This window comes from Oceanibacterium hippocampi (genome assembly GCF_900172325.1).
GTDB classification, from domain to species: domain Bacteria; phylum Pseudomonadota; class Alphaproteobacteria; order Sneathiellales; family Sneathiellaceae; genus Oceanibacterium; species Oceanibacterium hippocampi.
This window is the reverse complement of sequence record NZ_FWFR01000001.1, coordinates 346,417-371,766: the sequence shown is the minus strand read 5'-3', so window position 1 is coordinate 371,766 and position 25,350 is coordinate 346,417. Positions and strand designations below refer to the sequence as shown.

21 protein-coding genes and 1 tRNA gene are annotated in these 25,350 nt (G+C 66.8%); 6 read left to right on the top strand and 16 right to left on the bottom strand.

From position 1 onward, the window contains the following. Nucleotides 1–56: 56 nt before the first annotated feature. The 4 genes from OCH7691_RS01685 to OCH7691_RS01670 all read right to left on the bottom strand — a co-directional run bounded on the left by OCH7691_RS01685 (nucleotide 57) and on the right by OCH7691_RS01670 (nucleotide 5,637). The gene (locus OCH7691_RS01685) at nucleotides 57–2,486 is read right to left on the bottom strand and encodes a DNA translocase FtsK (RefSeq protein WP_085881688.1); all 2,430 of its coding nucleotides are present in this window, start codon (nucleotides 2,484–2,486) and stop codon (nucleotides 57–59) included. A gap of 13 nt (nucleotides 2,487–2,499) precedes the next feature. Further along, the gene (locus tag OCH7691_RS01680; protein WP_085881687.1) at nucleotides 2,500–3,687 is read right to left on the bottom strand and encodes an aminotransferase class I/II-fold pyridoxal phosphate-dependent enzyme; all 1,188 of its coding nucleotides are present in this window, start codon (nucleotides 3,685–3,687) and stop codon (nucleotides 2,500–2,502) included. Between the two features lie 275 nt (nucleotides 3,688–3,962). Next, nucleotides 3,963–5,279 (bottom strand): ammonium transporter AmtB, encoded by a 1,317-nt coding sequence (locus OCH7691_RS01675; protein WP_085881686.1) that lies wholly within the window; start codon nucleotides 5,277–5,279, stop codon nucleotides 3,963–3,965. Nucleotides 5,280–5,298: 19 nt separating this feature from the next. Beyond that, a complete protein-coding gene (locus OCH7691_RS01670; protein WP_085881685.1) occupies nucleotides 5,299–5,637 on the bottom strand; it encodes a P-II family nitrogen regulator in 339 nt (112 codons plus the stop codon). A 320-nt stretch (nucleotides 5,638–5,957) separates the two neighbouring features. On the opposite strand from OCH7691_RS01670, the gene OCH7691_RS01665 reads away from it, so the two are divergent. Beyond that, nucleotides 5,958–7,205 (top strand): UbiH/UbiF/VisC/COQ6 family ubiquinone biosynthesis hydroxylase, encoded by a 1,248-nt coding sequence (locus OCH7691_RS01665; RefSeq protein ID WP_085881684.1) that lies wholly within the window; start codon nucleotides 5,958–5,960, stop codon nucleotides 7,203–7,205. A 19-nt stretch (nucleotides 7,206–7,224) separates the two neighbouring features. Here OCH7691_RS01665 and OCH7691_RS01660 read toward each other — a convergent pair whose 3' ends face one another. The 5 genes from OCH7691_RS01660 to OCH7691_RS01640 form a co-directional block, all read right to left on the bottom strand. Beyond that, a complete protein-coding gene (locus tag OCH7691_RS01660) occupies nucleotides 7,225–7,611 on the bottom strand; it encodes a gamma-butyrobetaine hydroxylase family protein (RefSeq protein WP_085881683.1) in 387 nt (128 codons plus the stop codon). Then, a complete protein-coding gene (locus tag OCH7691_RS01655; protein WP_085881682.1) occupies nucleotides 7,608–7,811 on the bottom strand; it encodes a Trm112 family protein in 204 nt (67 codons plus the stop codon). Before OCH7691_RS01655 ends, OCH7691_RS01660 begins: the two co-directional genes overlap by 4 nt. A gap of 39 nt (nucleotides 7,812–7,850) precedes the next feature. After that, nucleotides 7,851–8,513: an LON peptidase substrate-binding domain-containing protein gene (locus OCH7691_RS01650; RefSeq protein WP_085881681.1), complete on the bottom strand. Its 663-nt coding sequence runs from the start codon at nucleotides 8,511–8,513 to the stop codon at nucleotides 7,851–7,853. Next, complete coding sequence (locus OCH7691_RS01645) at nucleotides 8,510–9,418, bottom strand: tetratricopeptide repeat protein (RefSeq protein WP_085881680.1); 909 nt, start codon at nucleotides 9,416–9,418, stop codon at nucleotides 8,510–8,512. The genes OCH7691_RS01650 and OCH7691_RS01645 overlap by 4 nt, the downstream gene beginning before the upstream one ends. A 113-nt stretch (nucleotides 9,419–9,531) precedes the next feature. Then, nucleotides 9,532–10,038, bottom strand: a complete 507-nt coding sequence (locus tag OCH7691_RS01640; protein ID WP_085881679.1) for a prolyl-tRNA synthetase associated domain-containing protein — start codon at nucleotides 10,036–10,038, stop codon at nucleotides 9,532–9,534. A 247-nt stretch (nucleotides 10,039–10,285) separates the two neighbouring features. On the opposite strand from OCH7691_RS01640, the gene OCH7691_RS01635 reads away from it, so the two are divergent. Together OCH7691_RS01635 and OCH7691_RS22825 are read left to right on the top strand one after the other, a co-directional pair. Beyond that, nucleotides 10,286–10,360 (top strand) — tRNA-Gly (locus OCH7691_RS01635). Nucleotides 10,361–10,523: 163 nt separating this feature from the next. Then, nucleotides 10,524–10,730, top strand: coding sequence for a hypothetical protein (locus tag OCH7691_RS22825; protein WP_139839481.1), 207 nt, complete (start codon nucleotides 10,524–10,526; stop codon nucleotides 10,728–10,730). 27 nt (nucleotides 10,731–10,757) lie between these two features. On the opposite strand, the gene OCH7691_RS01630 is transcribed toward OCH7691_RS22825, so the two are convergent. Then, complete coding sequence (locus OCH7691_RS01630) at nucleotides 10,758–11,723, bottom strand: GGDEF domain-containing protein (RefSeq protein WP_085881678.1); 966 nt, start codon at nucleotides 11,721–11,723, stop codon at nucleotides 10,758–10,760. 369 nt (nucleotides 11,724–12,092) lie between these two features. On the opposite strand from OCH7691_RS01630, the gene OCH7691_RS01625 reads away from it, so the two are divergent. Both OCH7691_RS01625 and OCH7691_RS01620 read left to right on the top strand, forming a co-directional pair. Further along, a complete protein-coding gene (locus OCH7691_RS01625; protein WP_085881677.1) occupies nucleotides 12,093–16,913 on the top strand; it encodes an NAD-glutamate dehydrogenase in 4,821 nt (1,606 codons plus the stop codon). Nucleotides 16,914–16,983: 70 nt separating this feature from the next. Beyond that, the gene (locus tag OCH7691_RS01620; protein ID WP_085881676.1) at nucleotides 16,984–18,351 is read left to right on the top strand and encodes an MFS transporter; all 1,368 of its coding nucleotides are present in this window, start codon (nucleotides 16,984–16,986) and stop codon (nucleotides 18,349–18,351) included. A 27-nt stretch (nucleotides 18,352–18,378) separates the two neighbouring features. Here the strand turns inward: OCH7691_RS01620 and OCH7691_RS01615 are convergent, their stop codons facing one another. From OCH7691_RS01615 to htpX, 6 genes are all read right to left on the bottom strand, one after another. Continuing rightward, nucleotides 18,379–18,693: a YbjQ family protein gene (locus tag OCH7691_RS01615; RefSeq protein WP_085881675.1), complete on the bottom strand. Its 315-nt coding sequence runs from the start codon at nucleotides 18,691–18,693 to the stop codon at nucleotides 18,379–18,381. Nucleotides 18,694–18,714: 21 nt separating this feature from the next. Then, nucleotides 18,715–20,331 (bottom strand): bifunctional phosphoribosylaminoimidazolecarboxamide formyltransferase/IMP cyclohydrolase, encoded by a 1,617-nt coding sequence (purH, locus tag OCH7691_RS01610; RefSeq protein ID WP_085881674.1) that lies wholly within the window; start codon nucleotides 20,329–20,331, stop codon nucleotides 18,715–18,717. 93 nt (nucleotides 20,332–20,424) lie between these two features. After that, complete coding sequence (locus OCH7691_RS01605; protein WP_085881673.1) at nucleotides 20,425–22,074, bottom strand: heparinase II/III family protein; 1,650 nt, start codon at nucleotides 22,072–22,074, stop codon at nucleotides 20,425–20,427. A 6-nt stretch (nucleotides 22,075–22,080) separates the two neighbouring features. Next, nucleotides 22,081–22,746, bottom strand: a complete 666-nt coding sequence (gene rpe / locus OCH7691_RS01600; RefSeq protein WP_085881672.1) for a ribulose-phosphate 3-epimerase — start codon at nucleotides 22,744–22,746, stop codon at nucleotides 22,081–22,083. Between the two features lie 41 nt (nucleotides 22,747–22,787). Continuing rightward, nucleotides 22,788–24,101, bottom strand: a complete 1,314-nt coding sequence (locus tag OCH7691_RS01595; RefSeq protein ID WP_085883437.1) for an RsmB/NOP family class I SAM-dependent RNA methyltransferase — start codon at nucleotides 24,099–24,101, stop codon at nucleotides 22,788–22,790. Next, nucleotides 24,098–24,964 (bottom strand): zinc metalloprotease HtpX, encoded by an 867-nt coding sequence (gene htpX / locus OCH7691_RS01590; protein ID WP_085881671.1) that lies wholly within the window; start codon nucleotides 24,962–24,964, stop codon nucleotides 24,098–24,100. Before htpX ends, OCH7691_RS01595 begins: the two co-directional genes overlap by 4 nt. A gap of 104 nt (nucleotides 24,965–25,068) precedes the next feature. Here htpX and OCH7691_RS01585 point away from each other — a divergent pair, with 104 nt between their 5' ends. After that, nucleotides 25,069–25,299, top strand: a complete 231-nt coding sequence (locus tag OCH7691_RS01585; RefSeq protein ID WP_085881670.1) for a succinate dehydrogenase assembly factor 4 — start codon at nucleotides 25,069–25,071, stop codon at nucleotides 25,297–25,299. Nucleotides 25,300–25,350 lie beyond the last annotated feature (51 nt).

The following is a 25,350-nucleotide window of genomic DNA, read 5'->3' as shown; positions in this document are numbered from 1 at the left end:
GGATGCGGATGCGGTTTGGCCAGCGCTGAAGTCGTCACGTCGCCCGGGGACGGTGGTCAGGTGGCGCGGTCGTCGATATCCCGGGCCAGCACTTCGCGCTTGCCGACATGGTTGGCCTGGCTGATCACGCCGTCGCGTTCCATCTGCTCGATGATCCGCGCGGCGCGATTGTAGCCGATCTGGAAATGGCGCTGCACGAAGCTGGTCGAAGCCTTGCGTTCGCGGCAGACCAGCGCCACCGCCTGGTCGTAGAAGCTGTCCACCTTCTCGCCGCCAGGCGCGCCGTCCATGGCGGAGAAGCCGCCGCCGCCTTCCTCGTCGGCGGTGATCTCGTCGAGATATTCCGGTTCGCCCTGGTCCTTCAGGAAGGCGACGACCTTCTCGACTTCCTCGTCCGAGACGAACGGACCATGGACACGCGTGATGCGGCCGGCGCCGGGCATGTAGAGCATGTCGCCCTGGCCGAGCAGCTGTTCCGCGCCCTGTTCGCCGAGCACCGTCCGGCTGTCGATCTTCGAGGTCACCTGGAACGAGATCCGGGTCGGGAAATTCGCCTTGATGGTGCCGGTAATGACATCGACCGACGGCCGCTGGGTCGCCATGATCAGATGGATGCCCGAGGCCCGCGCCATTTGCGCGAGGCGCTGCACGGCGGCTTCGATGTCCTTGCCGGCGACCATCATCAGGTCGGCCATCTCGTCGACGATGACCACGATCAGCGGCAGTGGCTCGCGGTCGAGCGGACGCTCCTCGAAGATCGGCTCGCCGGTTTCGGTGTCGAAGCCGGTCTGCACGGTGCGCGTCAGTTCCTCGTTCTTGGCGACCGCCTCCAGGACCCGCTGGTTGTAGCCGTCGATGTTGCGGACGCCGAGTTCCGCCATCTTGCGATAGCGCTCTTCCATCTCGCGGACCGTCCATTTGAGCGCCACGACCGCCTTGCCCGGCTCGGTGACGACCGGGGCGAGCAGATGGGGAATGCCATCATAGACGGAAAGCTCGAGCATCTTCGGATCGACCATGATGAAGCGGCACTGCTCGGGCGCGAGCCGGTAGAGCAGCGACAGGATCATGGTGTTGATCGCGACCGACTTGCCCGAGCCTGTGGTGCCGGCGACGAGCAGATGGGGCATCCGCGCGAGATCGGCGACAACCGGGCCGCCGCCGATATCCTTGCCGAGCGCCAGCGTGAGCTTGGTTTTCGAGGATTCGAAGGTCGAGGTGGCGAGCAGCTCGCGAAGATAGACGGTCTCGCGGCTCTGGTTCGGCAGCTCGATGCCGATCGCGTTCCGCCCCGGAATGACCGCGATGCGGGCCGAGATCGCGCTCATCGAGCGGGCGATGTCGTCGGCCAGGCCGATCACGCGCGAGGTCTTCACGCCGGGCGCCGGTTCGAGCTCGTAAAGCGTCACCACCGGGCCGGGGCGGACCTTCACGATATCGCCGCGAACGCCGTAATCGTCGAGCACGCCCTCGAGCAGCCGGGCATTCTGCTGCAGCGCTTCCTCGCTGAGCTTCTCGCCGCGATTGCCGGTCGACGGCGGCATGTCGAGCAGGTCGAGGGTCGGCAGGCGCAGGCCGTCGGCCGGCCCGAGATCGAGGTCTGGCTGGCGTTCGGCGGCGGCGCGACGTCCGGGTTTGGTGGTCGGGCGCCGTTCGATCTGCGGCTCAACCTTCGGGCCCCGCCGCTCGGGCACCTGGGCCGGCTCGGTCTCGCGGGACCGTTCCGGGGTAACCCGCGGCGCGGCGCGGCGGCGCTCGGCCTTGAGCGAAGGCTCCTTGCGGCGGCCGAAGCGCTGGGCGCCGGCGGTCAGCGAGGCGCGGATCGACTGGCCGGCCTCGCCAGCGGCACGTCCGGCGCGACGTGACAGTGGGCTTGCCAGCCAGCGCAGGCCGCGGCCGACCGCCCGCCATTCGCCGACGCTCACCCCGAACGAGAAATACAGGAAGATCAGCGAGGCGCCACCGAGCACGAGACTGAACACCCAGTTCGGCGGGCGCAGGCCGATCGCCTCGCTGAGCGGCACCAGCCAGGTGAAGATGCTATCGCCGAGAACGCCGCCGAAGCTGACCCCGAGCGGCCAGTCGGCCGGTACCGGAACCGAGGCCGCGAAGCCGGAGACGAGGATCAGCGCCATCGGCACGAAGGCGACATGCAGCCAGCCCCAGGAAAGCCGATGATGGCGCACCAGGCGCCAGCTCCAGGCGACGCCGAGCGCGACCGGCACGAAGGCGGCGAGCCCGAGCCACTGCATCATCAGGTCGGCGGTGTTGGCGCCCCAGGGTCCGAGTGCGTTGGTAACCGTTCCCACCGTCGCGTTGTTGGTGCTCGGGTCGGCCGGGTCGTAGGTCAGCAGCGCGACGGCGAGCAGCATGGCGAGCGTGAAAACCAGCAGGCCGGCACCCTCGATGGCGCGCCGACGGATGAATTCCGGCGCCCCTTCCGGCAGGAAGGAGAGGGATCGGGAGGCGCTCGCTCGTTCGGCCATTGTGATCTCCGGCCTAAAGAATGTCCGCGATCCGGCCGAGGCCGTCGCGAAGCAGGGGAGGGGCATCGACCAGCGCGACGCGGATATAGGCCTGGCCCGGGTTGCCGTCTGCGCCGTCGCGGCTCAGATAGGCGCCCGGCAGGACGCGCAACGCCGCTTCTTGCCAGAGCCGCCGCGCCGCGACCTCGCCGTCGCCGACATCGAGCCAGAGAAAGAAGCCGCCGGGCGGCCGGTAGAAGCCGAAACGGTTGCCGAGGATGCTTTCGGCGAGGTCGATCTTGGCGACATAGCGGGCCCGGTTCTCGACCACGTGGGCCTCGTCATTCCAGAGCGCCGCGGCGGCCGCGTAGGTCGGCAGCGACGAGGGCGCGCCGCCATAGTCTCGAAGCCGGATGAAGGCCGAGACGATCTTCGGGTCGCCGACCGCGAAGCCCGAGCGCAGGCCCGGCAGACTGGAGCGCTTGGACAGCGAATGGAAGGCGAGCACGTTCGTGAGGTCGCCGCCCCTGGTCGCGCAGACCTCGAGGATGCCGGTTGGCGGTTCCCGGTCGTAGATCTCGGCGTAGCACTCGTCGACGATGAGCGCGAAATCGTGCGCCCGGGCCAGATCGATGAGGCGGCCCAGATAGGCAGCGTCGGCGACCGTGCCCTGGGGATTGCCCGGCGTGCAGATATAGAGCGCGGCAAGCCGCGACAGCGTCGTCTCGTCCAGGCGGTCGAGGTCGGGCAGGAAGCCGGTCTCGGCGCGGGCCGGCAGGAACAGCGGCTCGGCGCCCGCCATGACCGCGGCGCCGTAATAGACCTGGTAGAACGGGTTCGGCATGGCGACCAGCGGCGCATGGCCGTTGACCGGCGGCGGCACGACCACCTGCGCCGCCATGTACAGGCCCTCCTTGCTGCCGTTCAGCGGCGCGATCATGCGCCCGGCGTCGATCATGCCGTCGGGCAGCCGGTAGCGGCGGCCGAGCCAGCCGGCGATCGCGGCGAGCAGCGGCTCAGTGCCGCGGACGTTCGGATAGCGGCCGAGTTCCGCGCCGTGCGCGGCGAGCAGCTCATGAACGAACCCGGGAAACGGATGACGCGGCTCGCCGATCGTCATCGCGATCGGGTCGAGTCCCTTTGGCGGCGCCAGAGGGTCGAGCAGATCCCGCAGTCGCTGGAACGGATAATCGGTCAGGCGGTCGAGCCGCGGATTAAGCATCGGCGGACAATCTCGCGATGGGGCGGGACGAATTCGGCTGCACGTACCAGCCCATGAGTACAAAACACAAACGAATCTACGAATCCGGGGCAAGTCTTACAAGTTCGCCGTGCCTGAATCAAATGTCGAATCGGACCATAACTTGTCCCGGTCGCGGGCAGTGATCGCTAGATCGTGGGGGTCCGAGTCGCGTCGACCGCGCCGGGCGGCGGGCCGGAGAAACGAAAAGGGCGGCCCTCGCGGGCCGCCCTCTCGGTCGTCCTTCCAGTGGTGGATCAGTAGGACTGCGAGCCCTGGCCGAACTCCGGATAGGCCTCGAGGCCAAGCTCGGCGCGGTCGAGGCCCATGACCTCGTCCTCTTCCGATGCCCTGATACCCATGGTGTACTTCAGCGCCAGCCAGACGATGGTCGAGCAGACCAGGACAAAGGCGCCGACCGAGACCACGCCGACGAACTGGGTCACGAAGCTGGTCTCGGCATTGCTGATCGGCACCGCCATGGTGCCCCAGATACCGCAAACCAGATGGGCCGGGATGGCGCCGACGACGTCGTCGATCTTCAGCTTGTCGAGCAGCGGGACGGCGAGCACGACCAGCAGGCCGCCGATCGCACCGATCAGGATCGCGACGCCCATCGTCGGCGCCGCCGGACCGGCGGTGATCGAGACCAGGCCGCCGATCGCGCCGTTGAGCGCCAGCGTCAGATCGACCTTCTTGTAGAGGACCTGGGTCAGCAGCATGGCCGCCACGACACCGCCCGCTGCCGCCATGTTGGTGTTGGCAAAGACGTTCGCCATCTCGATGACCGCCGCGGCGGAGCCGAGCGAGAGCACAGAGCCGCCGTTGAAGCCGAACCAGCCGAGCCACAGGATGAAGGTGCCGATCGTGGCGAGCGGCAAATTCGACCCGGGCATCGGATGGACCGATCCGTTCGCGCCGTACTTGCCCTTGCGCGCGCCGAGAATGACGGCGCCGACAAGCGCGGCCCAGCCGCCCACCGAATGCACCAGGGTCGAGCCGGCATAGTCGGAGAAGCCCATCGCGTCGAGCCAGCCGGCGCCCCAGGCCCAGGAACCCTGGATCGGGTAGATGATGCCGGTCAGCACGAGCACGAAGACGAGGAACGGCCAGAGCTTGATCCGCTCCGCCAGCGTGCCCGAGACGATCGAGGCGGCGGTGGCGACGAAGACCATCTGGAAGAACCAGTCGGACGAGGCGGAATAGCCGACCTCGGTGAAGTTCCCGGCCGCCGCGGCGCTGTCGTCAGGCGCCCAGAACAGCGAGATCGGGCCAAGCCAGCCGCCTTCCTCGATGCCATACATCAGGGTATAGCCGACCAAGTAGAACATCAGGCCGGCGAGGGCGTAGAGGGCGATGTTCTTCAGGCAGATCGTGGCCGTGTTCTTGGCCCGCACGAGCCCGGATTCGAGCATCGCGAAGCCCGCCGCCATCCACATCACGAGGGCGCCGTTCACCAGGAACGAGAACGAGTTGAGGATGTAGGCGGTTTCTTCCGAGACCTCGGCGTGAGCGGTTCCGGCCGTCAGCAGGGCGATGGCCAGCGCCGACGTTCCGAGCAGTGATTTGCGCATGATTGATTCTCTCCGCATGTCAAAGAGCCTCGGCATCGCGCTCGCCGGTGCGAATACGCAGCACGCTCTTCAGGTCGTAGACAAAGATCTTGCCGTCGCCGATCTGCCCGGTCTTGCTGACCTGGGCGATCGTCTCGACGGTCTGTTCGACAAGGGCGTCGCTGACCGCGACCTCGATCTTGATCTTGGGTACGAAGGAGATCGCGTATTCCGCACCGCGATAAATCTCGGTGTGGCCCTTCTGTCTCCCGTAGCCCTTGACCTCGGTTACCGTCAGGCCCTCGACACCGAGGCGCGTGAGAGCCTCGCGCACCTCGTCGAGCTTGAACGGCTTGATGACCGCCATGACCAGCTTCATACCTTCACCTCTTTCCCCAGGGGGTTGCCTTGTCAGCAATGCCGCATCCGCCCCTCGCGAACGGAACGCGCCTTCTGGTGACGGACTAAATCAAGAACCGTGCCGTTTTCTGCTGCGGCGCACAAATACGCTACGAATCAGGAGGTTACGCAGTGGATTGCGGCGGTCGACACGGGATTAGCGTTGTCGAGTGATGAAAAATTGTGCAAACTCGAGAAAATGCCCATGATTTCACCATCGATGTCCCGGGGCAGGGCCGTGACACATCCGAGACGCTGGGCACTGGACAGCCGCGTCCGCGCGCGTCACATGTTGCAGCCATGAGCAACGGAACATCTCGCCAGTCATCCGCGGTGGTGGCCGAGCCGGACGCCGACATCGTGATCGCCGGCGGCGGACTGGTCGGCATGAGTCTGGCTATCGCGCTTGCCGATGCGGGTCTTCGGGTCGTGCTGGTCGATCGCGATCCGGAAGCCCGTCATGTCGCCCCGGAATTCGACGGCCGCGCGTCTGCCATCGCCTTCGCGACCTGGCGCCTGCTCGAGGCGATCGGCGTCTGGCGTCATGTCCGGGATGCCGAGCCGATCCGGGACATTCGGGTGACCGACGGCGAATCGCCGCTGTTCCTGCATTACGACAATCGCGAACTGGGCGAAGGCCCGTTCGGCCATATGGTCGAGAACCGCTGGCTGCGGGAGGCACTGTTCCGCCGCGCTGAGGAACTGCCGTCGCTCCGCCAGTTCCGCCCGGCCGAACTTGTCGATACGGTGCGCGACGATGATGGCGTCCGGGCAAGGCTGGACGAAGGGCGAACCGTGACGGCGCGCCTCGTGGTTGCAGCCGAGGGGCGGAACTCGGCGCTCCGCGAAGCAGCCGGCATCCCGGTCAGCGGCTGGTCCTACGACCAGGTCGGGATCGTCTGCACCGTGCGCCACGAACTGTCGCACGGCGGGGTTGCCCAGGAACGCTTCCTGCCGGCCGGTCCTTTCGCGATCCTGCCGTTGTCCGGCAACCGTTCATCGCTGGTCTGGACCGAGAAGGCGGCGCTGGCGCCGGCGATCATGGCGCTCGACGATGCGGCCTTCTTCGACGAGATGGCGGCGCGCTTCGGCGATTACCTGGGCGACCTCGAAATCGTCGGGCCGCGCTGGAGCTATCCGCTCGGACTGCAGAATGCCGCCCGCTACATCGACAGGCGGCTGGCGCTGGTTGGCGACGCCGCCCATGTCATGCATCCGATTGCCGGCCAGGGCCTCAATCTCGGCCTGCGCGATGTCGCCGCGCTTGCCGAATGCCTGGTCGATGCCCGGCGGCTCGGCCTCGATATCGGCCGGCCCGAGGTGCTGGAGGATTACCAGCGCTGGCGCCGGACCGATGCGATGGTACTGCTCGCGGTGACTGACTCGCTCAACCGGCTGTTCTCCAACGATGTTGCGCCGCTCCGCGTGGCCCGGGCGCTCGGGCTGGCCGGCGTCAACAGGCTGCCGCCGCTCAAGCGCTTCTTCATGCGCCATGCGCGCGGGACGGTCGGCAAGCTGCCGCGCCTGCTCGCCGGCGCGCCGTTATGATGCCCTGAAAGGAGCGGCGTCAGTCCGGATCGCGGGTCCTGCCGGCCGCGGCGAGCGCGTCGAGATAGCGCTGCCAGATCTCTTCCTGGTTGATCCCTAGATGGTAGAGATAGGCCCAGGAATAGATCCCGGTGTCGTGCAGGTCGTCGAAGCGCAGCCGGACGGCGTAGTTTCCGACCGCCTCGACGCCCATGATCCCGACATGGCGGCGTCCCGAGATCAGCACCTTCTGGGTCGGCGAATGGCCCTGAACCTCGGCCGAGGGGCTTTCGACCCGCAGCAGTTCGGCCGGCAGGCTGAAACGGTGCCCGTTGCCATATTCGACATCGAGGATCCGTTCGGCCTGGCGCAGCCGGATCTCGACGGGCGCGGGACGCCCGGCCTCGTCGTAGCTTTCCCCGCTCATTGGCCGGTCGTCTCGTCGAGGGCACGCGCCTCGTCGACCAGCATGATCGGGATGCCGTCGCGGATCGGGTAGGCGAGATGCGCCTGCCGGCTGACCAGCTCCTGGTTCTCCGCGTCGTAGACGAGCGGTCCCTTGGTCAGCGGGCAAACCAGGATTTCCAGCAGCTTGCGGTCGATCGTCGTCGTCTTGTTCGCACTCATGTCCGTTCCTTGCTCCCGTCGTCCCGTCGCCGCCCGGGGCTACTGGATCGCCCCGCCCTGCCGGTTCGCGGCAAGTACGGCCATTTCCATCAATGTGACCATCAGTTCCGCGCGGGCCCGGACCTCAGGGGCCTCGAGCAGGGCCTGTTTCTCATTCGGCGCGAACGGGCAGATCATCGCCAGCGTGTTGACCAGGAGCGCCGGCTCCATCCGCTCGATCGCCTGCCAGTCGGCCGGGATCGCGCGCAGGTCCAGGTAAGCGCGCAGCGCCTGCACGAGCGCGTCGCGGATCGGTTCGCCGCCGGTCTCGCCGGACAGGTCGCCGAGATAGCGCTTGTAGCTGACCCGCGCGGTCCGGAACGGCTCGCTGCTCTCCAGCTCTTCCTCGATCTCGAACCGGCAGAGACCGTCGAGGGTAAAATAGTAGCGACCGTCAGGAGTCTCGGTCAGATCGCTTATCTTGCCGGCGCAACCGACCCCGTAGAGCGCCGGTGCGGCGCCCGATGCATCACCTGCGCGCGGCTGTATCATGCCGATCATGCCCGCGGCGGCGACCGCGCTTTGCGTCATCGCGCGATAACGGGGTTCGAAGATATGCAACGGCAGGCGGCCGCGGGGCAGCAGCAGCGCGCCTTCGAGCGGAAACAGCGGCAGGATCCGCGGCAGGTCATCGAGGCCCGATGTCTGGCCGCCGGCGCTCATGCGAACAGGAGTGAGGAGAGCTTCCGGCGGAGCGTGATGGTGAGCGGATGGGTGAGCCCGATCGCCTCGAACAGCGTCAGCAGTTCCTTCCGCGCGGCCTCGTCGTTCCATGCCCGGTCGCGGCGCATGATCTCAAGCAGCTCCTCGGCGCCTTCTTCGGTACGGCCACCGGCGATGAGTGCCTTGGCAAGCTCGAAGCGGGTCCCATGATCGGCGGGATTCTGTTCGAGGGTCGCGAGCAGCGGCGCCGTGTCAGGTGCATTGGCGGCCTGTTCGGCGAGGGTGAGCGCCGACCGGGCGCCCTTGATCGCGGTCTGTTCCGCCAGCGCCGTCTCGAGGCTGTCGAGCAGTTCCCTGGCGCCATCCAGATCGCCCGCCAGCACCTGCGCCCGGGCGAGCCCACCGATCGCCTCGACATTGTCGGGTTCATGATGAACGGCTTGCGAGAAGGCCATGATCGCCTGCTCGAGATTGCCCGCCTCCAGCGCCTCCGATCCGATCGCGAGCGCCTCTTCCGCTTCGGACGGGCCGATCTGGGCGCCGGCAACATGGCCGATGAACTGCTTCAGCTGCGCTTCGGGCAGCGGCCCGAGAAAGCCGTCGACCGGCTGCCCGTTGCGAAAGGCGAGGACGGCCGGGACACTCTGCAGACGGAGTTGCTGGACCAGCGGGCCATTGCGCTCGAACTCCATGCGGACGAGCCTGACCACGCCGCCGGCCTGACGCACCACCTTCTCGAGAAGCGCCGAAAGCTGTCCGCTCGCAGGCGATGCGTTCGAGTAGAAATCGACGAGTACCGTGACATCGTTGCTGGCTTCAACGACGTCGGCCATGAAGCTCTGCATGTCGCCGTTCTTGACGAGATCCGTGGCGTTCGACGCCTGTTGTCCGATCAAATTTTCCATCGTCCATTCTGTCGCGTTGTGCCGGTTTCAGATCCGCGACGCCCCCCGGCAGATAGATGGGTCACATCGCGGCGATTGCCAAGTGATCGCCGAGTGCGATCCGGCGCCAGGTCCTAGTCGCCGACGTCCGGTTCGATCGACACGATTACCGGGTCGTGACCGCAAGCCTTGACGAATCGCAGCAGGTCGCGGGACGCGATCTGCGTGGTCTTGTCGTTCTCGAGCGGGTGATAGTTGAGCTGCTCAAGTGCGAGCATTTCCGACTGCAGCACCACGGTCACCCGACGCTCGCGATCGTTCATCAGGGCGAACGGCGTGACCGAGCCCGGAATCACGCCGAGAATCTCCATCAGCAGTTCCGGCTTGCCGAAGCTGAGCTGCGCCGCGCCGATCTTCCGGCGCAGGGCCTTCAGGTCGACACCGGCATCCTCCAGGCAGACAACAAGGAAGAGCGCGCCCTTCTTGTCCTTCAGGAACAGACTCTTGCAATGACCGCCGTCGAGCTGGCCACGGAGCGCCCGGGCCTCGTCGACGGTGAAGACCGGCGCGTGGTGATGGGTTTCCACCGGGATCCCGAGTTCGCCCAGGCGTCGAAAGAGATCGTCGGGTGTGGCGTGCATTCGCTACTCTTCCTTGGCGGCCGTCGACAACATCGGGGGCGCCTGCAGGGGCGCCCCTCAATTCGTGCCCGACGGGCGCGATAGACCGGGAAGATATAGCAAAGCCAAGGCTTTGCTGGCAATCTTCGCGCTCGGAGCGCGGCCTCCGGAGGGCGGGGAAAAACCCAAACAGAACTATTGCAATCGGCAACCGGATGCGTATTATCCGCCTCTCTTCGGCCGCGATCACTGATCGCGGGCGCGCTGTGCGGGCGTAGCTCAGGGGTAGAGCATTACCTTGCCAAGGTAAGGGTCGTGAGTTCGAATCTCATCGCCCGCTCCAGTTTCGGGGCCCGGCCATCTCTGGCCGGGCTCTTTTACGTTGCATGGCAGGCAACGAGAAGGCGACTGCCCTCCGGCCAATCCATTCATCTTTGGTTCATGTCTGATGCCGTACGTCTGTCCCTATCAGGCGGCGTATGCGGCGTTTCTGTAGTGAGGACAAAGTGACTTTGACGAACGAGCCCGGTGGGCACTGTGCCACTCTCGCTCGAAATCTGATCAACACGCTCGGGGTGACCCAGGCAAAACATGCGGCCCGCCAGTTCGGCTGGTACGGTGTCGTGCAGGAGATCTCCCGGCAGAGCGAGTCCGATGATTCGCAGGCGCCGCTGGAAGGGCGCTCCGGCGGCTATCGGACGATGCGCCGCTAGGGGGCCCGGACGGCCCCGGCCATCCGCTCAGTCGAGCGCGGTTTCGTCCTCGACCCGATTGCGCCCCTTTTCCTTTGCCTTGTAGAGCGCCTTGTCGGAACGTTCGACGAGTTCCTTCATGCTTTCCCCTGTCCGGAAGCGCGCCACGCCGGCGGACAACGTGATTCGTCCGAAATCCTGCTGGGTGGTGCGATGGGTGAGCGGCCGGGAGGAGACCGCGAGGCGGATCTGGTCGGCAACGATGATCGCCCCGTTCAGGTCGGTTTGCGGCAGGATGACGCAGAATTCCTCGCCGCCATAGCGCGCGGCGGTATCGCGGCCCTTGACCGAGCGCCGGATCGTGCTGGCGACGACCTTCAGGACCTCGTCGCCGATCGCATGGCCGAAGCGATCGTTGAAGCTCTTGAAATGATCGATGTCGATCATCAGCAGCGCGAGATCGCTGTCTGTCGTGGTCGCCTCGTCGATCTCGCTCTTCAACTGCTTGTCGAAATGCTTGCGGTTGGCGAGGCCGGTCAGCGCGTCGGTGCTGGCCTCGACATGCAAGTCAGCGAGATTGTCCTTCAGCAGGCGGATCTCGCCGCTCGCCGAAGAGAGCTGTTCTTCCAGATCTCGACTGCGGCGCACGGTCTTCTCGGTTTCGCGCAGGAGCGACGCGACGATACTGCCGACCGAGCGCGAATCCTTGCAGTCCACCAGGTCGCCTGAAATCGATCCGAGACGGAGACCGAACGCGGCATTCTGCTTGCCGGCGTCACCGATCGAGGAGAGCGCAGCCTCGATCGCGACGCGGATCTGCTCTGCGGTCTCGTCCATGTTGTCGTGATTGCCGAGGAAGCGGCTGTGCAGTTCAAGGCAATCGGCACGGCTCGGCTCCGCATCGCTGCGGAGCAGCTTGTTGACCGCATGCTTCAGATCGAGATTGTCGCCGCGATAATATTCGTACCAGACGGTGAAGGTGACCGGGTCGATCGGGATACCGAGGTCCCGCAAGGCCTCGATAGCATGATCGGCGGGGTCTCCGTCCGACTCCGAAGGATCTCTGACCGCTCTGGCCAATCCAGCTCTCCTGACTACAGCACTGCGGCAACGCCGATTCGTAATAACCTGCAGCGGCGCACGATTCCTTAATCCGACAAGTCTACCATTGCTAGCACTGGCTTCTTTAATCTCGGGTTACTAAGTTGGTCGCTGATGCGCCGCGGCAACCTTGAGATGATCGGGCCGGGGCGCCGCGACATTAGCATATCGGCGACAGCCATTGCCTTTTGTACGTCATCAGACTTCACCAGAACAACACACCGACATTCAGGTGCGAAGCAGAACCCGTGCCCGACCGGGCGCGAATCCGGGGATGGAACGATGCTTGTGAAAGCCAAGGAACAGAAGATCGAGCGCCTCAAGAAGGTCGCGGCACTGGCCTCGGAGCGGCTCGACAAGGCCCAGGCGGCCGAGTTCGGCACTTTTCTAGCCGCCTATTACGAGCGAGTGAGCGTCGACGATGTCCTCGCGTTCTCCACGGACGCCCTGTACGGCTCCGCGCTCTCGCTCTTCCGCTTCTCGGCCCAGCGGAAACCCGGCGAGACCAAGATCCGGATTTTCAATCCGAGCATCGAGGGTCATGGCTGGAAGTCGCCGCACACGGTGATCGAGCTCGTCAACGACGACATGCCCTTTCTCGTCGATTCGGTTGCCGCCGTACTGAGCCAGCGGTGCCTCGCGGTGCATCTCACGATCCATCCGATCATGGCTGTCAGACGGGACAAGGACGGCAAGCGCACCGGCCCGGTCGAGCGGGGCGCGGGCGGCAAGGACGCGATCCTGGAATCGGTCATGCATGTCGAGATCGACGAGCAGTCGCATGCCGACGTTCTCGCCGAGATCGAGACGCTCCTGGTCAACGCCTTCGACGATGTGCGTCTTGCGGTCGCCGACTGGCGGGCGATGCTCGACAAGGTTCGTGAAGTCGCGCAGAGCCTGAAGGACAACCCGCCACCGCTCGAGGCGGCCGAGGTCGAGGAGGGCCGGGCGCTCCTAGACTGGATGGCGGACAATCATTTCACCTTCCTAGGCTTCCGCGAATACAACTACAGCCAGGCGGGCGGCAACAAGGGCTGGAAGATCGTCGGCCAGTCCGGTCTCGGCATTCTCCGCGATCCCGAACGGCGCATCATGCGCGGCCGGACCGAGATGTCGCCGGAAGTTCAGGAATTCCTGCATCGGCCCGAACTTCTGATCGTGACCAAGGCGAACAAGCGATCGACGGTGCATCGCCCGGTTCATCTCGACTATGTCGGAGTCAAGAAGTTCGACAAGAAGGGCAAGGTCACCGGGGAGTATCGCTTCACCGGGCTCTTCACGTCCGCCGCCTACAACCGCTCGCCGCGCGAGATTCCGTTCCTTCGGCGCAAGATCAGCCGGATCCTGGAACGCTCGGGGCTCGCCGCCAACAGCCACGACGGCAAGGCCCTGCTGCATGTCCTCGAAAGCTATCCGCGCGACGAGCTGTTCCAGATCGACGAGGGCAACCTCTTCGAGATCGCCAACGGTATCGTCAATCTTCAGGAACGGCCAAAGATCAGCCTGTTCCTGCGCCCGGACCGTTTCGCGCGATTCGTCTCGGCGCTGATCTACGTCCCGCGGGAGCGCTACAATACCGAGTTGCGCAAGCGCTTCGAGGGCCTGCTTGCGGCGGCCTTCGACGGCCGCATCTCGGCCAACTACACGCAGATCGGGGACGAGCCGCTGGCCCGGCTCCATGTCATCGTCGCGATCGACAAGGGGGTTCTGCCCGATGTCGATCCGGAACAGCTCGAAGCCCAGCTCGTCGACGCCGCGCGGGACTGGCGTGACGATCTCGCCGAGGCCCTCGTTGACCGCTGGGGCGAGGAGCGGGGACTCAAGCTGAAAAACGCCTATGGCGACGCGTTTCCCGTTGCCTATCGCGAAGCCTTCAATGCCCAGCTTGCACTGTTCGACATCGAGAAGATCGAGGGTCTGGTGGAGGGCGCCGGCGTTGCCGTCAACCTCTACCGGCAGCTCGAGGACGAAGACAGCGTCGTCCGCTTCAAGATCTACAAGTCGAACGACCCGGCACCGCTTTCCGATTGCCTGCCGATGCTCGAGGACATGGGCCTGAAAGTGATCGAGGAGCATCCCTACGAGATCGACCGGGGCGAAACCGTCTGGATCCACGATTTCCGGCTGGTCAATCCGACCGGGCGACCCTTCGACCTGCCGAACCTGAAGGCCAAGTTCGAGCTTGCCTTCGGCAAGGTCTGGACCGGCGAGATCGAGAGCGACGGCTTCAATCGCCTGGTTATCCAGGCGGGCCTCGACTGGCGCCATGTCGTCGTCCTGCGCGCCTACTGCAAGTATCTGCGCCAGGTCGGCATCACCTTCAGCCAGGACTATATGGAGGATGTGCTCGCCGACAATCCGGCGATCGCGCTGCTCCTGGCGGAGTTGTTCGACGCCCGCTTCAATCCCGAGAATGCCGAGATGCGCGACCAGGAGACGGCGCGCATCAATGCCGCGATCACGGCCGCGCTCGACCAGGTGGCGAGCCTCGATTCCGATCGTATCCTGCGGCGCTTCGCCAACCTGATCAACGTCACGCTCCGCACCAACTACCATCAGCGGGACGAGACGGGCGCGCCGAAATCCTACCTGTCGTTCAAGCTCGACAGCCTGTCGGTCGACGAACTGCCCCTGCCGCGTCCGTTCAAGGAGATCTTCGTCTACAGCCCGCGCGTCGAGGGTGTGCATCTTCGCGGCGGCGAGGTCGCGCGCGGCGGGCTTCGCTGGTCTGACCGGCGTGAGGATTTCCGGACCGAGGTGCTTGGCCTCATGAAGGCCCAGATGACCAAGAACGCGGTCATCGTTCCGGTCGGCTCCAAGGGCGGCTTCGTGCCGAAGCGGCTCAACCCGGCAGGCAGTCGCGAGGAGACCCTCGAGGAAGGCATCGCCTGCTACAAGATCTTCATCTCCGCCCTGCTCGACATCACCGATAACCTGTCCGGCGGCGCGGTCGTGCCGCCCGCCGACGTGGTCCGCCATGACGGCGACGATCCCTATCTGGTGGTCGCCGCCGACAAGGGCACGGCGACCTTCTCGGACATCGCCAACGGTGTGGCGATCTCGTACGGCTTCTGGCTCGGCGATGCCTTCGCCTCGGGTGGTGCCGCCGGCTACGACCACAAGAAGATGGGTATTACGGCCCGGGGTGCCTGGGAATCGGTGAAGCGGCATTTCCGCGAGCTCGGCAGGGATATCCAGAGCGAGGATTTCACTGTCGCCGGTGTGGGCGACATGTCGGGCGACGTGTTCGGCAACGGCATGCTGCAATCGCGCCATATCAGGCTCGTCGCCGCCTTCGACCACCGCCACGTCTTCATCGACCCGACGCCGGATCCGGAAAAGAGTTACGTCGAGCGCAAGCGGCTGTTCGAGCTGCCGCGTTCGTCCTGGGCCGACTACGACACGTCGCTGCTGTCGCCCGGCGGCAAGATCGTCGATCGCAAGCTGAAATCGGTCGCGCTGACGCCGGAGATCAAGGCCTGCCTCGGGATTTCCACGGATCACGTCACGCCGAACGAGCTGATCGCCGCGGTACTCGCCGCGCCCGTTGACCTGCTCTGGTTCGGCGGCATCGGCACCTATGTCAAGGCGACCCGGGAATCGCACGCCGATGCCGGCGATCGCGCCAACGACGTGGTGCGCCGCGACGCGCGCGACATTCGTGCCAAGGTGATGGGCGAGGGCGGCAACCTCGCGGTCACCCAGCGCGGACGGATCGAGTATGCGCTGGCCGGCGGCCGCCTCAACACGGACGCGATCGACAACTCGGCCGGTGTCGATTGCTCCGACCACGAGGTCAATATCAAGATCCTGCTGAACGCGGTCGTCGACGACGGCGAGCTGACGATCAAGCAGCGCGACCGGCTGCTCGCCCAGATGACGGACGAGGTCGCCGAGCTGGTGCTCCGGGACAATTATCTGCAGACCCAGGCGCTGACGCTCGCCGAACTGAAGGGCGTCGAGCGGCTCGAGGAGCAGGCCCGCTTCATGCGCGGCCTCGAACGGGAAGGCCGGCTCAGCCGGGCGATCGAGTTCCTGCCCGACGATGAGGTGCTGGCCGAGCGGGCGGCGGATCACATCGGCCTGACGCGCCCGGAAATGTCGGTCCTCCTCGCCTATGCGAAGATGACCATCTACAGCCAGTTCCTCGAGAGCGACCTGCCGGACGACAAGGACCTCGCGGACGAGCTGGTGCGCTATTTCCCGGCTCCGCTGCAGAAGAAATACCGCAAGGCGATCGAGAATCACCGGCTCCATCGCGAGATCGTCGCCACCGTCTTCGCCAACAGCATCGTCAACCGGGCCGGGATCGCCTTCGTGCGCCGGCTCGAGGACGAGGAGGGCGCCAAGGCGCCGCAGGTTGCGCGCGCCTATGCGGTGGTCCGCCAGGCCTTCGACCTGCGCCCGATCTGGGAGGCGATCGAGGGGCTGGACAACAAGGTGCCGGCGGAGATCCAGGGCAAGATGCTGCTCGCGACGCAGGACCTGCTGCATTTCGCGACCCGCTGGGCGATCGGCCACATGCCGGCGGAAATGGGCATCGCCGAGGCGATCGCCCTTTACCAGCCGGGCGTGCAGCGCCTCACCGGGAAACTCGAGGACCTTCTGAGCGAACTCGGCGCGACCCAGCTCGAAACCGATCTCGGCCATTTCAAGGCCGCCGGGGTGCCCGAGGAACTGGCCCGCCGGGTCGCCTCGCTCGAGCCCTTGCGCTCGGCACTCGACATCGTCGAGGCATCCCGCATCTCGGAGCGGCCGATCGAGGAAGTCGGCGAGATCTATTTCGCGGTCGGTGCCCGTCTCGGCCTCGACTGGCTGCGCATCGCCGCCGAGCGGGTGGTGGGCGAGAATCATTGGGAACGGCTCGCCACCAGCGCCATCGTGGACGATCTCTACATGCACCAGCGGGCCCTGACCAGCTCGGTCTTCAGGCTCGCCAACGGCCATGCGGGCCTCGACGCGCTCGGCAACTGGGCGGACCACAACCAGCGTCCGCTTGACCGCACCATCAAGCTGATCGCCGACTTCAAGGCGAGTGGTGGCGTCGATATCCCGAAACTGGCCTTGGCCAACCGGCAGATCCGCAGCATGATCCTGAGCTGAGGAGCCGGAATCGGGGATTCCGGCCAGGGTCGGGTTCGGGGGACACGGGGTGAGCAGAACGGCGACAGGGATGCTTCCGGACGCGGGGGCGGGTGGCGCATCGCCGCTCGGCCGCTTCTCATGGGCGATGTTCGACTGGGCGAACCAGCCCTATTTCACGGTCGTCACGACGTTCATCTTCGTGCCCTATTTCACCTCGACGGTGGTCGGCGATCCGGTTCTGGGCCAGGCATACTGGGGCTATACCCAGGCCGCCGCGGGCATCATCATTGCCCTGATGAGCCCGGTTCTGGGCGCGATTGCCGATGCGGGCGGCCCCCGGAAACCCTGGATCGCCGCCTTCGTCGCGCTCTGCGTCCTGGGCTCCTTCGCACTCTGGTGGGCGACACCCGGAATGGTCGTCGGCGAGGGCCTGCTGACCATCATGGCGATGCTGGTGATCGGCACGATCGGGGTCGAGTTCGCGCTCGTCTTCAACAACGCGATGCTGCCGGGCCTCGTCGCGCCCGAGAAGCTCGGGCGGCTGAGCGGGTTCGGCTGGGGCCTCGGCTATATCGGCGGGCTGATCGCGCTGTTCATCGTGCTGCTCGGCTTCAGCCTGCCGGACACCCCGCTGTTCGGCCTAGACAAGGCAACACATGAACATGACCGGATCGTCGGGCCGATGTCGGCGATCTGGTTCGCGATCTTCATCATCCCGCTGTTCCTGTTCACGCCGGACGTCGGCCGGCGCGGCCTGACAAAGGCGGAATCGGTGCGCCAGGGACTGGCGGCGCTGGCCGGCACGCTCGGCCGGCTCGGCCAGTATCGCAACGTCGTTGCCTACCTGATCGCACGCATGATCTACAACGATGCGATCCTTGCCGTGATCGGCTTCTCCGGTGTCTACGCCGCCGGAATCTTCGGCTGGACCAGCACCAGTCTCGGGATCTTCGGGATCGTCGTCACGGTCTTTGCCGCGGTCGGCGCCTTCGTCGGCGGCTCGCTCGACGACCGGCTCGGCTCCAAGCCGACAATCCTGATCTCGGTCGTCGGGCTTTCGCTGGCGACCCTCGGGATCCTCTCGATCGGCGACGGCGTGGTGCTGTTCGGCATTCCCGCGGCGATGCCGGCCGAAGGCGGCGCCCCCTTCGCCGCGCCGGCGGAATGGGCCTTCATGGTCTTCGCCGTGATCATGGGGCTCTTCTTCGGCCCGGCCCAGGCGGCCAGCCGGACGATGATGGCGCGTCTCGCGCCGCCGGGCATGGTGACCGAGTTCTTCGGCCTTTACGCGCTTTCCGGCAAGGCGACCGCGTTCCTGGCGCCGCTCACCATCGGCGCGGTGACGGCCTATGCCGGGGCGCAGCGCCCGGGACTCGCGGTCGTGCTCGTCTTTTTCGTCATTGGCGGCGGGCTGATGCTCCTCGTCAGGGAGGAGCGTCCCGGCGACGCCGGCTGAGCGCCTGTCCCGGCCGCGTGCCGGCCGCTACTCGACGGTGACGGCGGTGCCCGAGGCGATCACCATCAGCATCGAATCGCCCAGCACCTCGTAATCCAGGTCGGCACTGACGACGGCGTTGCCGCCGAGTTCCTTCGCCTCTTCCTCCATGTCCTCGAGCGCCAGGTTGCGGGCCTTCTTGAGTTCCTTCTGGTAGGCGCCGGACCGGCCGCCGATCACATCGGTGACGCGGGCGAAGAAGTCGCGCACGAAGTTGGCGCCCATGACCGCCTCGCCCGATACCAGGCCGTGATAGGCGACGATCCGCTTGCCCTCGAAGGAGGGGGTAGTGGAAATCAGCATGTCTCGGGCTCCCTGCTCGGCTCAGTGCCGGAAATGTCGCATGCCGGTCAGAATCATCGCAAGACCGGCTTCGTCGGCGGCGGCGATAACCTCGTCGTCGCGGACCGATCCGCCCGGCTGGATGACGGCGCGGGCGCCGGCTTCCGCCGCGGTCAGCAGGCCGTCGGCAAACGGGAAGAAGGCGTCGGAAGCGACCACCGATCCCTTCGTCCAGGGCTCGGCGTCACCGGCTGCCTCCGCCGCGTCGGCGGCCTTGCGGGCGGCGATCCGGGCGCTATCGACGCGGCTCATCTGGCCGGCACCGACACCGACGGTCATGCCGTTCCGGACATAGACAATGGCGTTCGACTTCACATGCTTGGCGACGGTGAAGGCGAAATCCAGATCGCGCTCTTCCTGCGCCTCGGGCGCGCGCTTGCTGACCACGCGCCGTGCCGTGTCATCGCCGATCCGGTTGTCGCGATCCTGGACCAGCAGGCCGCCGGCGACGCTTCTGACCGTGCGGCCCACAGCCTTCGGGTCGGCGAGGCTGCCGGTCAGCAGCAGGCGCAGATTCTTCTTCGATGCCAGGATCTTGCGCGCTGCCTCGTCGGCGTCGGGGGCGATGATAACCTCGGTGAAGATCTTCGCGATCTCCGTGGCCGTCTCGCCGTCGAGGGTCTGGTTGAGCGCGATGATGCCGCCAAAGGCCGAGACCGGATCGCAGGAAAGCGCGGCCCGGTAGACATCGGCGAGCGAGGTGCGGCCGACCGCCGGCTCGGCGCGGGCAACGCCGCAGGGATTGGCATGCTTGATGATCGCCACCGCCGGACCGTGCGCTTCCGGATCGAACTCGGAAACCAGTTCGAAGGCGGCGTCGGTGTCGTTGATGTTGTTGTAGGACAGTTCCTTGCCCTGGATCTGCCGGGCCGTGGCGACGCCCGGACGGGTCTCGGCGATGCCGTAGAAGGCCGCTGTCTGGTGCGGATTCTCGCCATAGCGGAGCAATTGCCTCCGCTCGCCCGCGATCACCAGCCGCTCGGGCAGGTCGTCGCCGGCTTGCGCCGCGAACCAGCCGCTGATCGCCGCGTCATAGGCCCCGGTCCGGGCGTAGGCCCGGGCGGCAAGGCGGCGGCGCAGCGCCGGGCTCGTGGCGCCCTTCCCGGTGGCCATCTCCTCGAGCACGGGGGCGTAGTCCGACGGGTCGACGATCACGGTGACGAAGGCATGGTTCTTGGCCGCCGAGCGGATCATCGCCGGGCCGCCGATATCGATGTTCTCGATGCAGGTCGCGAAATCGGCGCCGGCAGCGACCGTCGCCTCGAACGGATAGAGATTGACCACCACCAGGTCGATCGCGCCGATGCTGTGCTCGCTCATCGCCCGACGATGCTCGTCATTGTCGCGGAGCGCCAGGATGCCGCCGTGAACGGTCGGGTGCAGGGTCTTGACGCGTCCGTCCATCATCTCGGGAAAGCCGGTATGGTCGGCCACTTCCCTGACCGGGATCCCGGCCTCCTGCAGGGCCCGGGCGGAGCCGCCGGTCGAGAGGATCTCGACGCCCATGCTGGCGAGCGAGCGGGCGAATTCGACAAGGCCCTGCTTGTCGGACACCGAAATCAGGGCGCGCCGGATCGGCGCGGAAACGGGATCACTCATCGTCGGGTCTTCTTGATTGGTGGCGGAAGCGGGATGGCCTGCCTCATAGCACGGTCGCCGCCGGAGCGGAACCGCCCTCGGTGGCGGATCGGATCAGGACCGGGCGCGGCCGTCCGGATCGTCGACGCGGGAGAAGCTCCACTTCACCAGGGTCTCCTCCGCGGCCACCGTTTCGGCGGAGATCACGATCTGCTCGGCCTTCCGCCGCTTCTCGTCGAGCGGCACGTGCAGGCTTTCCTCCAGCGTCACCGCGCCGCCGGCGGAGCGGAAGCGCCAGCCCTGCCCGGAGCCCGAGCGGAGGATCACCGTGCGCCCGTCCTGGACCAGCGAGGCGTCGACATCGGGATGCAGGTGGAAGCGCAGGAAGAACGGCGTCGTCCGGGCACCTGGCCCCTTGACCAGCAGCGCATCCTCGCCGCGGAGGTCGGCGCCGTCCGCCGAAAGATAGAGCTTCCGCCGGTGATGCAGGCCGTAGGCGGCGAGGAAGCCGTCATGCTGGCCCTCGAACCAGACATTGCCGTCCGCGTCCTCGCGCTGGGTGCGGCACTCAACGTGAGCCTCGATATCGCCGATATCGAATTGCGAGGATTCATCCACCGATAGCGTCGAGTGGGCGGGCGTCGAGCGAAGCGCGCGAGCCAGCGGCGCGGTGCGCGGTTCGGCGGCGCCGCAATTCACCACCAGCCGGTCGCGGCCCGACGACAGTTCGAACGACAGGCAACCGGCATGCGGCCAGTTGCCGCTGTCGGCCGCCGAGGCGCTGCCGCAATCGACAATCGCCAGCGTGCGTCCGGCCTGCAGCCGCTCGAACCCGGTATGGGGCGCGGACGGCGGTGGCCGTCCATTGGCCTCGGCGCTCACGAGGATACGATCGGTGCTGCCGTCGGGTTCGCCCGCCGCGCCGTTGAACCACGCCAGTCCACCGTCGCCATGCTGGTAGAAGCGGAGCATCGGCGCCATCCGGTCGATCGCCGTCTGCAGCGCCAGCGGCACCTCGAAGCGGGCTTCCTGCAGCGCCTGGCGGAGGCCGGCAAGGTCGCCAAGGATCTGCTGCTGAAGGGCCGGGCTGCGCGAGACATGGCCGCCGTCGGCCGGCACCTGGTCGTCGATTTCGGAGATCAGCAGGGCGAGCGCGCCCTCCAGCCGCTGGTCGCCGTCCGGCAGGCAGAGCGCGCCATAGACGAGGCCGAGCAGGGCGTCGAGCCGGCCGGCACCTGTGGGCGCCAGCCGCCACGCGCGCCCGAGATGGACGAGCTGACGGGCGATGCTGTCGAGGAACTGTTCGGAGAACGGCTGCTCGGCGGCGACCAGCAGGAAGTCCGAATGGCAGAGCCAGGCGACCAGCCGGCGACCGAGGATGTCGGCCCGCCAGGCAAGCGGCTCGTACTGGCCGCAATGGGTCAGCCAGGAACCGACCAGATTGCGCGCGTGCCGTTCCGACGCGGTACCGCCACGGGCCCGGAAATGGCGCAGCCAGTCGAAGCTTTGCAGGGCCGCGCGCCATTCCTCGCTGCTCTCCGGAATGTTCCACGGCGGCTTGCCCGGCGCCATTTGGCGGCTGCCGGCGAAGCGGTAGCGGCCCTGGAAGATCGCGTCGGCCAGCTCGGCATCACCGTCGCGCGGATAGGCCGGGGTACGGACGAGCTCGGCGATGCGCCGGCCCTGGAGGCTGTATTCGTAAAGCGGCGTCGCGGCGAGAAGGCCGAGCAGGGTCTTGCGAGCGCTGTGTGCGAAGCCCGCCATCCCGGTTCAGTCCGTGCCGCGCAGCGCCGCGATGTTGGTCGCGTAGCTGTTGTGCCCGCCCTTGAAGGCGGCGGTCCCGGCGACCAGAACGTCGGCGCCGGCGTCGCAGGCCCGCCTGGCGGTTTCCGGATTGATGCCGCCGTCGATCTCGAGGTCGATCGCGCGGCCGCTTTTGTCGATCATGCGCCGAAGCTCGGCGACCTTGCGAAGCTGGCCCTCGATGAAGGCCTGTCCGCCGAAGCCCGGATTGACGCTCATCACGAGAATCAGGTCGAGGTCCTCGACGACCGGTTCGATGACGCCTGCGGGGGTCGCCGGGTTGAGCGACACGCCGGCCTTCGCGCCGCTTGCCTTGATGAGCTGCAGGGTGCGGTGGAGGTGCGGCCCGGCCTCGGCATGGACGGTGATGATATCGGCGCCCGCCTCGGCGAAGGCCGCGATGAAGGGATCGACCGGGGCGACCATCAGGTGACAGTCGAAGACCTTGTCGCTGTGCGGGCGGAGGGCCTTCACGACCGCCGGTCCGATCGTGATGTTGGGGACGAAATGGCCGTCCATGACATCGATATGAATATAGTCGGCGCCGGCCGCGTCGATGGCGGCGACCTCCTCGCCGAGCCTGGCGAAATCGGCGGAAAGGATCGAGGGGGCGATACGGACTGGCTGCTGCATGATCGTGGTCTATCAGGTGGATTCGGGGCGTGCAAGCAAGGTCAGAGGCGGCGCAGGCGTGCGGCGTAGAAGCCGTCGATACCGCCTTCGGCGCCGAGATGGCAGGGCAGGCTGCGGAGGTCGCCGTCGGCGGTTACCGTTTCCGCCATCCCGGGCAGTTCGCCGGCGGTGATCGGCTCGCGACGGTAGCGCGGGTCGGCGGCAAGGAAGGCGGCGACCCGGTCCTCGCCCTCGCGCCGTTGCAGCGAACAGACGCAATAGACCAGCAGGCCGCCCGGTCGCACCCGTTCGGCGGCGGCCCGGAGCAGCCGGTCCTGGGCGCCGGCAAGTTTCTCGACATCTTCCGGGCGCTTCAGCCAGGCGACATCCGGATGGCGGCGCAGGGTGCCGGTGCTCGAGCAGGGCGCGTCGAGGAGCACGCCGTCGAAGCCATCGCCGTTGCCCGTTTCGGGCGCAGCGGCGGCGTCGCCGTGCACGATTTCGGCGGTCAGCCCGAGACGGGCGAGATTCTCGTTCAGCCGGCGGATCCGGTTGGCGTTCCGTTCGACCGCCGTGACCCTGGCGCCGCGCGCGGCGATCAGCGCGGTCTTGCCGCCCGGCGCGGCGCAGAGGTCGAGGATACGCTGGTCCCGGACGTTGCCGAACAGGGTGACGGGCAGCGCGGCCGCGGCGTCCTGGACCCACCAGGCGCCCTCCTCGAAGCCCGGGAGCGCGGTCACCTGGCCGAACTCGGCGAGGCGGAGGCTGCCATTGGCGAGCAGCGTGGCGCCGAGCCGCTCGGCCCAGTGCCCGGGTTCGGCCTTGACCGAGAGATCCAGCGGCGCCCGTGTCAGGTGGGCTTCGGCGATGGCCCGTGCGGTCGCCTCGCCATAACTGTCGGACCAGGATTGCCAGAGCCATTCCGGGGTGTTGAGCCGGGCCGCGTCCTGGGCGGCCAGCAGCGCCGCGCCTTCGCGTCCGAGACGGCGGAGAACGGCGTTGACGAGCCGGCGCTGACCCGCCTCGCGACCACACAGCTCGACCGCTGAATTGACCGCGGCATAGGCGGCGACATTCATGAACATCAGTTCGGCGATGCCGATGCGGAGCGCGTTCCGGGCCCGCGCGGCATTGTCGGCCAAGGGTCTGTCGAGGCAGTGGGCGAGAAGCGCGTCGATCTGGCCGAGCCGGCGCAGCACGGTGGTCGCGATCGCCCGTGCAAAGCCCCGGTCCGGGCCTTCCAGGCCCGACAGGCCCTGTTCGAGCGATTCGTCGAGCGGCTGGCGGCGGTCGAGTACCGCCTTCAGTAGTTGCAGCGCCGCCTCGCGGGCGGGCTGGCCCGTCGAATTGTCGGCGCTCCGCGCGCCCGCGGTCACGCCCACGGGTTGCCGGACGGACGCAGGCGCATGGCCATCTCGCGAAGCCGTGCGACACGGTTCGTGGTCGACGGGTGGGTCGCGAACAGGTTGTCCGCGCCCCGACCGCTCAGCGGATGGACGATGAAGAGATTGGCCGAAGCCGGGTTACGTTCCGCTATCGGGTTCTCGATGTTCCTCGCTCCCTGTTCGAGGCGCGTCAGCGCCGAGGCCAGCCATTCCGGCCGGCCGCAGATTTCGCCGCCGACCCGGTCGGCCTCGTACTCGCGGCCACGGCTGATCGCCATCTGTACCAGCATCGCGCCGAGCGGGGCCAGTATCATCAGCGCGATGGTGCCGATGATGCCGAGCGGGTTGTTGCGGTTGCCGCCGAAGAAAAGCGCGAAATTGGCGAGCATCGAGATCGCGCCGGCGAGCGTCGCGGTGACCGTCATGGTGAGCGTGTCGCGATTGCGGATATGGGCGAGCTCATGGGCGAGCACCCCGGCCACTTCCTCCTGCGACAGCAGCCGGAGCAGCCCACTGGTTACGGCAACCGCGGCGTTCGCCGGGTTGCGGCCGGTGGCAAAGGCATTGGGTTGCGCCATCTCGACCACATAGACCCGGGGCATCGGGAGGCCCGCCTGGCGCGACAAAGTCCGGACCAGCGGGACGAGCGTCGGCGCGGTGCGCTCGTCGACTTCGCGGGCCTGGTACATGCGCAGCACCAGCTTGTCGGAGTTCCAGTAGGCGAAGCCGTTCATGCCGATGGCGACCACCAGCGCGATGAGCATGCCCGTCTGGCCGCCCAGCAGGAAGCCGACGGCCAGGAAAAGCCCGGTCATCGCTGCCAGCAGCAAACCCGTGCGAAGATGACTGAACATTCGGTCTGCCCGGATACTTTCAGGGTGGTTGATGCCGCGCCATATGTATGGCATGGCCAAGCCCCTTCAAGACAAATCGGCGCGGCTCGCGCCGGGAGTGGACGATGACTGACAGGACCAAGGACGCCGCCGCCGGCGCGTCGCCATCCGGCACCGGCGCGGAAAGCGAATCCATCGACGAGACGAGGACCGACAAGCCGGCGACCGTGGAAAAATCACCGCCGGCGCCGGCCCACAAGCTGGTCCAGAAGAAGGGTGAGATCGGCGGCCCGGCGGGGCCCGAGCCAACCCGCTATGGCGACTGGTCGCACAAGGGCATCGTCAGCGATTTCTGATCGTCGAGTCCGGGAAATCAAGTTTAGTTAGAAATTTCGTGGTGATCAGTA